Annotated in this window: 5 protein-coding genes; 1 reads left to right on the top strand and 4 read right to left on the bottom strand. The window is 67.3% G+C overall.

Annotation, left to right across the window (positions count from 1 at the left end):
• The coding region (mutS, locus tag H8B02_RS44940) for a DNA mismatch repair protein MutS (RefSeq protein WP_229172166.1) at positions 1-1,809 on the top strand (1,809 nt) is incomplete at its 5' end.
• 87 nt (positions 1,810-1,896) lie between these two features.
• Here the strand turns inward: mutS and H8B02_RS44945 are convergent.
• The 4 genes from H8B02_RS44945 to H8B02_RS44960 all read right to left on the bottom strand — a co-directional run bounded on the left by H8B02_RS44945 (position 1,897) and on the right by H8B02_RS44960 (position 5,108).
• Positions 1,897-2,697, bottom strand: coding sequence for a hypothetical protein (locus tag H8B02_RS44945; RefSeq protein WP_229172167.1), 801 nt, complete (start codon positions 2,695-2,697; stop codon positions 1,897-1,899).
• 159 nt (positions 2,698-2,856) lie between these two features.
• Positions 2,857-3,366 (bottom strand): OsmC family protein, encoded by a 510-nt coding sequence (locus H8B02_RS44950; protein WP_092120317.1) that lies wholly within the window; start codon positions 3,364-3,366, stop codon positions 2,857-2,859.
• A 114-nt stretch (positions 3,367-3,480) separates the two neighbouring features.
• A complete protein-coding gene (locus H8B02_RS44955; protein ID WP_229172168.1) occupies positions 3,481-4,266 on the bottom strand; it encodes an ABC transporter ATP-binding protein in 786 nt (261 codons plus the stop codon).
• Positions 4,266-5,108, bottom strand: a complete 843-nt coding sequence (locus tag H8B02_RS44960; RefSeq protein WP_229172169.1) for an ABC transporter permease — start codon at positions 5,106-5,108, stop codon at positions 4,266-4,268. The genes H8B02_RS44955 and H8B02_RS44960 overlap by 1 nt, the downstream gene beginning before the upstream one ends.
• Positions 5,109-5,273: the final 165 nt, after the last annotated feature.

A 5,273-nucleotide genomic window follows, 5' to 3' on the forward strand; every position in this document is an offset into this window, starting at 1 on the left:
CTCGCCGGCGAACGCCGCGGCTCGCTGCTCGATGCGATCGACTGCACCGTCACCGCGGCCGGCTCGCGCCTGCTCGCACAGCGCCTGGCCGCGCCGCTTACCGATGTTGCCGTGATCGCGCGGCGGCTCGATGCCGTCTCCGCCTTCGTTGCGGACTCCGCGACGCGCGAGGACATCAGGACCGTGCTGCGCGCGGCGCCCGACATGTCGCGCGCGCTGGCGCGGCTCTCGGTCGGCCGTGGCGGCCCGCGCGATCTCGCCAGCCTGCGCGATGGCATCCTCGCCGCCGACCAGGCGCTGGAGCTGCTGGCGCAGCTTGCCAATCCGCCGGCCGAGGTCTCGACCGTGATGGCGGCGCTGCAACGTCCCTCGCGCGATCTGGCGCGGGAGTTCACGCGCGCGCTCTCCGAGCAATTGCCGCTGATCAAGCGCGACGGCGGCTTCGTCCGCGAAGGCTATGAAGCCGCGCTCGACGAGAGCCGGAATCTGCGCGATGCCTCGCGCCTGGTCGTCGCCGCGATGCAGGCGCGCTACGCCGAGGACACCGGCATCAAGACGCTGAAGATCCGGCACAACAATGTGCTCGGCTATTTCGTCGAGGTCACCGCGCAGCACGGCGACAAGCTGTTCGCGCCGCCGCTGAACGCGACCTTTATCCATCGCCAGACGCTGGCCGGGCAAGTTCGCTTCACCACATCAGAGCTCGGCGAAACCGAGGCCAAGATCGCCAATGCCGGCGAGCGTGCGCTCAATCTCGAGCTCGAGATCTTCGAGCGATTGAGCGCGATGGCGCTCGCCGCCAGCGACGATCTGCGCAACGCCGCGCATGCCTTTGCGATGCTCGACGTCGCGACCTCGCTGGCGAAACTTGCGATCGACGACAATTACGTGCGGCCGGATGTCGACGGCTCGCTCGGCTTTGCGATCGAGGGCGGCCGCCATCCAGTGGTCGAGCAGGCGCTGAAGCGTGACGGCCAGCCGTTCATCGCCAATGCCTGCGATTTGTCGCCCGCACCGGGCCAGAAGTCCGGCCAGCTCTGGCTGATCACCGGCCCGAACATGGCCGGCAAATCGACCTTCCTGCGCCAGAACGCGCTGATCGCGCTCTTGGCGCAGATCGGCTCTTACGTGCCGGCGTCGCGCGCGCGGCTCGGCATCGTCGACCGGCTGTTCTCGCGCGTCGGTGCCGCCGACGATCTGGCGCGGGGACGCTCGACCTTCATGGTCGAGATGGTCGAGACCGCCGTGATCCTGAACCAGGCGAGCGAGCGGTCGCTGGTGATTCTCGATGAAATCGGCCGCGGCACTGCGACCTTCGACGGCCTGTCGATCGCCTGGGCCGCGATCGAGCATCTGCATGAGAGCAACCGCTGCCGCACGCTCTTTGCAACCCACTATCACGAGTTGACGGCGCTCTCGGCAAAACTGCCGCGGATGTTCAACGCCACGGTGCGGGTCAAGGAGTGGCAGGGCGACGTCGTGTTCCTGCACGAAGTGCTGCCGGGCTCCGCCGACCGCTCCTACGGCATCCAGGTCGCCAAGCTCGCCGGCCTGCCGCCCGCGGTGATCACGCGCGCCAAATCGGTGCTGGCAAAACTCGAAGCCCAGGACCGCGGCCAGACCGCGCGCGCTCTGGCCGACGACCTGCCGCTGTTCGCCGTGCCCTCCCGCGCCGCCAGTGAGGACAAGCCGCCGAGCGAGGCGGATTTGCTGGTCGAGGCGGTGAAGGCACTGCACCCCGACGAGATGTCACCGCGCGAGGCGCTGGATGCGCTCTATGCGTTGCGGGCGAAGCTGCCGAAGACATAGACGCTGCAGTAGGATGGGTAGAGCGAAGCGAAACCCATCAATCGTTGTATGCCGAAGCATGATGGGTTTCGCTGCGCTCTACCCATCCTACGCCTTCACGGCTTTCCTCCGCCCGATCTGCCACAGCGCCAGATTCCAGACGATGCAGGTGGCGAGCGCGCAGCTGAGGCCGATCGCCGAGCCGAATTGCGCGACCGCGACGTGCAGCACGGCGATGCCGAGACCGAAGCCGAGCAGGCCCCAGGCGCTGTTGGCGAGCACGGCGGCGGTGGCGGGGCCGCCGATCCGCGGATGCAGGATCAGCATCATCGAGGAGAACACGATCGGAAACAGTGCGATCACGCCGGTAACGCGCGGGCCGACCCAGGTCGACGCCGTGACGACGGTGCCGACCAGACTTGCAACCAGCGCGGCGCGCAGCGGAATGTCGTACCAACGCCGCGCGATCAGCGGCATTTTCGCGACGTGTCGATAAGGCTTGAGCAGCGGAATGCAGATCGCGAAGGCAATCGCATTGAGGATCAGCCCGCCGGCGAGCGTCCACGCGAACTGACGGATGATGGTGCCGAGCACGAGCCACAACGCGATCGCGGAACCCGCACTGATCCACATGCCGCGGCGCTGCGCCAGCACGGCATAGGTGAGACCCATGAATATCGTCGCCGCATTGACCGGCAGGCTCGACAGCGCGCCCTCGGCGATGAAGGCGGCGTCATGGTCGAGCGCAAGGAAGGTGTAGGACGGCCCGGCCGAGATCGGCAGGGTTGCGATCAGCGCGCCGATCACCGGCCCCGAACGTTCCGTGATGATGGACGCACTGACCACGAAGGCGGCGGCAACCGCCATGCGCAGCACAAGGAGCAGGACGAAGTGGAGTTCGGGGGACATTCTGCGTCATCCCGGCGAAAGCCGGGATCCATAACCACGACTATTGGTGTGGAGCGAAAGCCGCCGAACGGCGCGGCTTGAACCGAGAGGGCACGGCGTATGGGTCCCGGCTCCCGTGCGCAATTGCGCACTAGGCCGGGACGACACCGGTGAAAGCGGCTACACCCGCTGCATCGTGACCGACACTTTCGGGCCGTTCTTGATGGTCTGATAGACCACGCAATAGCGCTCGGTGAGTTTCAGCAGCAGATCGAGCTTGTCCTGCGGCGCGTCGGTGCCGACGTCGAAGCGCAGCCGGATCTCGCGGAAGCCGACCGGGGCCTCCTTGTCGACGCCGAGCGTGCCGCGGAAATCGAGATCGCCCTCGGCGAACACGTTGCCGACCTTCAGCGGCACCTCGACCGCGGTCGCGACCGATTTCAGCGTGACGCCGGCGCAGGCGACCAGCGCCTCCAAGAGCATGTCGCCGGAGCAGAGCTCGAGCCCGGAGCCGCCGGTGGCGGGATGCAGGCCGGCGACCGCAAGCGCGCGGCCGGTTTCGACCTTGCAGGACAGGCTTTCGCTGTCGATCGTGCCCTTGGCTTTCAGCGTGATCACGGCGGCCTGGGGATCGGACTTGTAACGCTCCTTGATCGGAGCCTGCATTGCGCGGAGTTCGGCGGAGTCCATGGTTCTGCTCCCGGCTGTTCTTCTTGAAGCGCGATGAGCATGATCCTTTCGGAAAACCGCTTCACACTTTTCCGGATCATGCTCTGGCCGATGTAAGGCCTTAATGAGCGGATGTCACCACCACATCGCCTCGCCGGCGCTGGATTTGTCCGTGACGCCACGCACCGAACGGTCCAGCGAGCGGTCGAGCGCGGTCAGCACGCGGCGCTTGAAGGTATCGAACAGTTCCGATTTGCGGTCACGCGGCCGCGCCAGATTGATGGTGATCTCCTCGAACAGCCGGCCCGGCCGCGGCCGCATCACCAGCACGCGGTCGGCCAGCACCACCGCCTCGTCGACGTCGTGGGTGACGAGGATCAGGGTTGGCCGCGTATCGGCCCAGAGATCGAGCAGATGGTCCTGCAAATCGCGCCGGGTGAAGGCATCGAGCGCCGAGAACGGCTCGTCGAGCAGCAGCACTTCGGGCTGCGGCACCAGCGCGCGGGCAATCGCGACCCGCTGCGCCTGCCCGCCCGAGAGCTCTCGCGGCCAGGCCGCAGCCTTGTCGGCGAGGCCGACGCGGGCGAGCGACGCGGCGACGCGCTCGCGCCTGACATCGGCCGGGAGATCGGCGAGGCCGAAGCCGATATTGTCGGCGACGGTGAGCCAGGGCAGCAGCCGCGGCTCCTGGAAGATGATGCCGATCTTGGCGTGCGGCGAGTTGATGACCGCATTGTCGAGCGTCACGCTGCCGGTGCTTGCGCGATCGAGGCCGGCGATGGCGCGCAGCAGCGTCGACTTGCCGCAACCGGAGCCGCCGATGATCGCGATGATCTCGCCGGGCTGGACCTCGGCCGAGAAGCGCTCCAGCGCATGGACGCCGTTCGGATAAGTCTTGCCGACGTCCTTCAGTGCCAGCATCACTGCCCTCCCCGCGCACCGAACGCGTCCTGCCAGCGGAGCAGCGGCGCCGTGGCGACCTCGATCAGCCAGTCGGTCAGCTTGCCGAGGATCGCGAAGATCACGATCGCGGCGAGGATCTGCGCCGGTTTGCCGAGCTGCTGGCCGTCGATCAGGAGATAGCCGAGCCCTTCGGAGGCGCCCATGAATTCGGCGGCGACCACGAACATCCAGCCCAGGCCGAGCCCGACCCGCAGCGACACCACATAGGCCGGCAGCACCGCCGGCAGCAGGATGCGGCGGATCATCGCAAAGCCGGACAGCCGGAACACGCGGCCGACCTCGACCACCTTGCGATCGACGGACAGGATCGCGCCCATCACGCCGAGATAGATCGGAAAGAACACGCCGACCGCGATCAGCGCGACCTTCGAGGTCTCGAAGATGCCGAGCCACAGGATGAACAGCGGCACCCAGGCGATCGAGGGGATTGCGCGCAACGCCTGCACGGTCGGATCAAGCAGCCGCCGGGCCAGGCCCCAATAGCCGGAGATCGCGCCCATGATGGTGCCGGCGACGACGCCGAGCGCAAAACCCGCGCCGACGCGCCAGAGCGTGGCAAGGATATGGCGCGACAGCTCGCCGCTTCCGGCGAGCGCCATGATGGTCTCGAACACCTTCGACGGCGGCGGCACGAGGCGGCCGTTGGAATAGCCGAGATGGACAACCAGCTCCCAGCCCAGCGCAAGCGCGACCGGCAGCGCGAACCCGAGCACTGGGCGCGCATAACGCGACCACCGCGCCGACGCCGCACGCGGCGCGGCCGTCTGTTCCAGCGCGGGCAGATCAACGGTCACGGCCATAGCAAGAACTATTCTTCCGGCGGGATTGCAAGGTGGGTGATCGCGCAACTCCATCCCCGCGTCGTCCCGGGCAAGCGAAGCGCGGCCCGGGACCCATAACCACAGGGTCGAGTTGTTGAAGCGAGCTGTGGCCCCAGCCAGCTCAAACAATTGCCATTCGTGGTT

Source organism: Bradyrhizobium altum, assembly GCF_020889705.1.
Lineage (GTDB): Bacteria > Pseudomonadota > Alphaproteobacteria > Rhizobiales > Xanthobacteraceae > Bradyrhizobium > Bradyrhizobium altum.

What these genes read in the sequence shown, in the direction of transcription:
- H8B02_RS44955 (WP_229172168.1), bottom strand. Translation starts at nt 4,266, where the DNA reads ATGCTGGCACTGAAGGACGTCGGCAAGACTTATCCGAACGGCGTCCAT.
- H8B02_RS44945 (WP_229172167.1), bottom strand. Translation starts at nt 2,697, where the DNA reads ATGTCCCCCGAACTCCACTTCGTCCTGCTCCTTGTGCTGCGCATGGCG.
- H8B02_RS44950 (WP_092120317.1), bottom strand. Translation starts at nt 3,366, where the DNA reads ATGGACTCCGCCGAACTCCGCGCAATGCAGGCTCCGATCAAGGAGCGT.
- H8B02_RS44960 (WP_229172169.1), bottom strand. Translation starts at nt 5,108, where the DNA reads ATGGCCGTGACCGTTGATCTGCCCGCGCTGGAACAGACGGCCGCGCCG.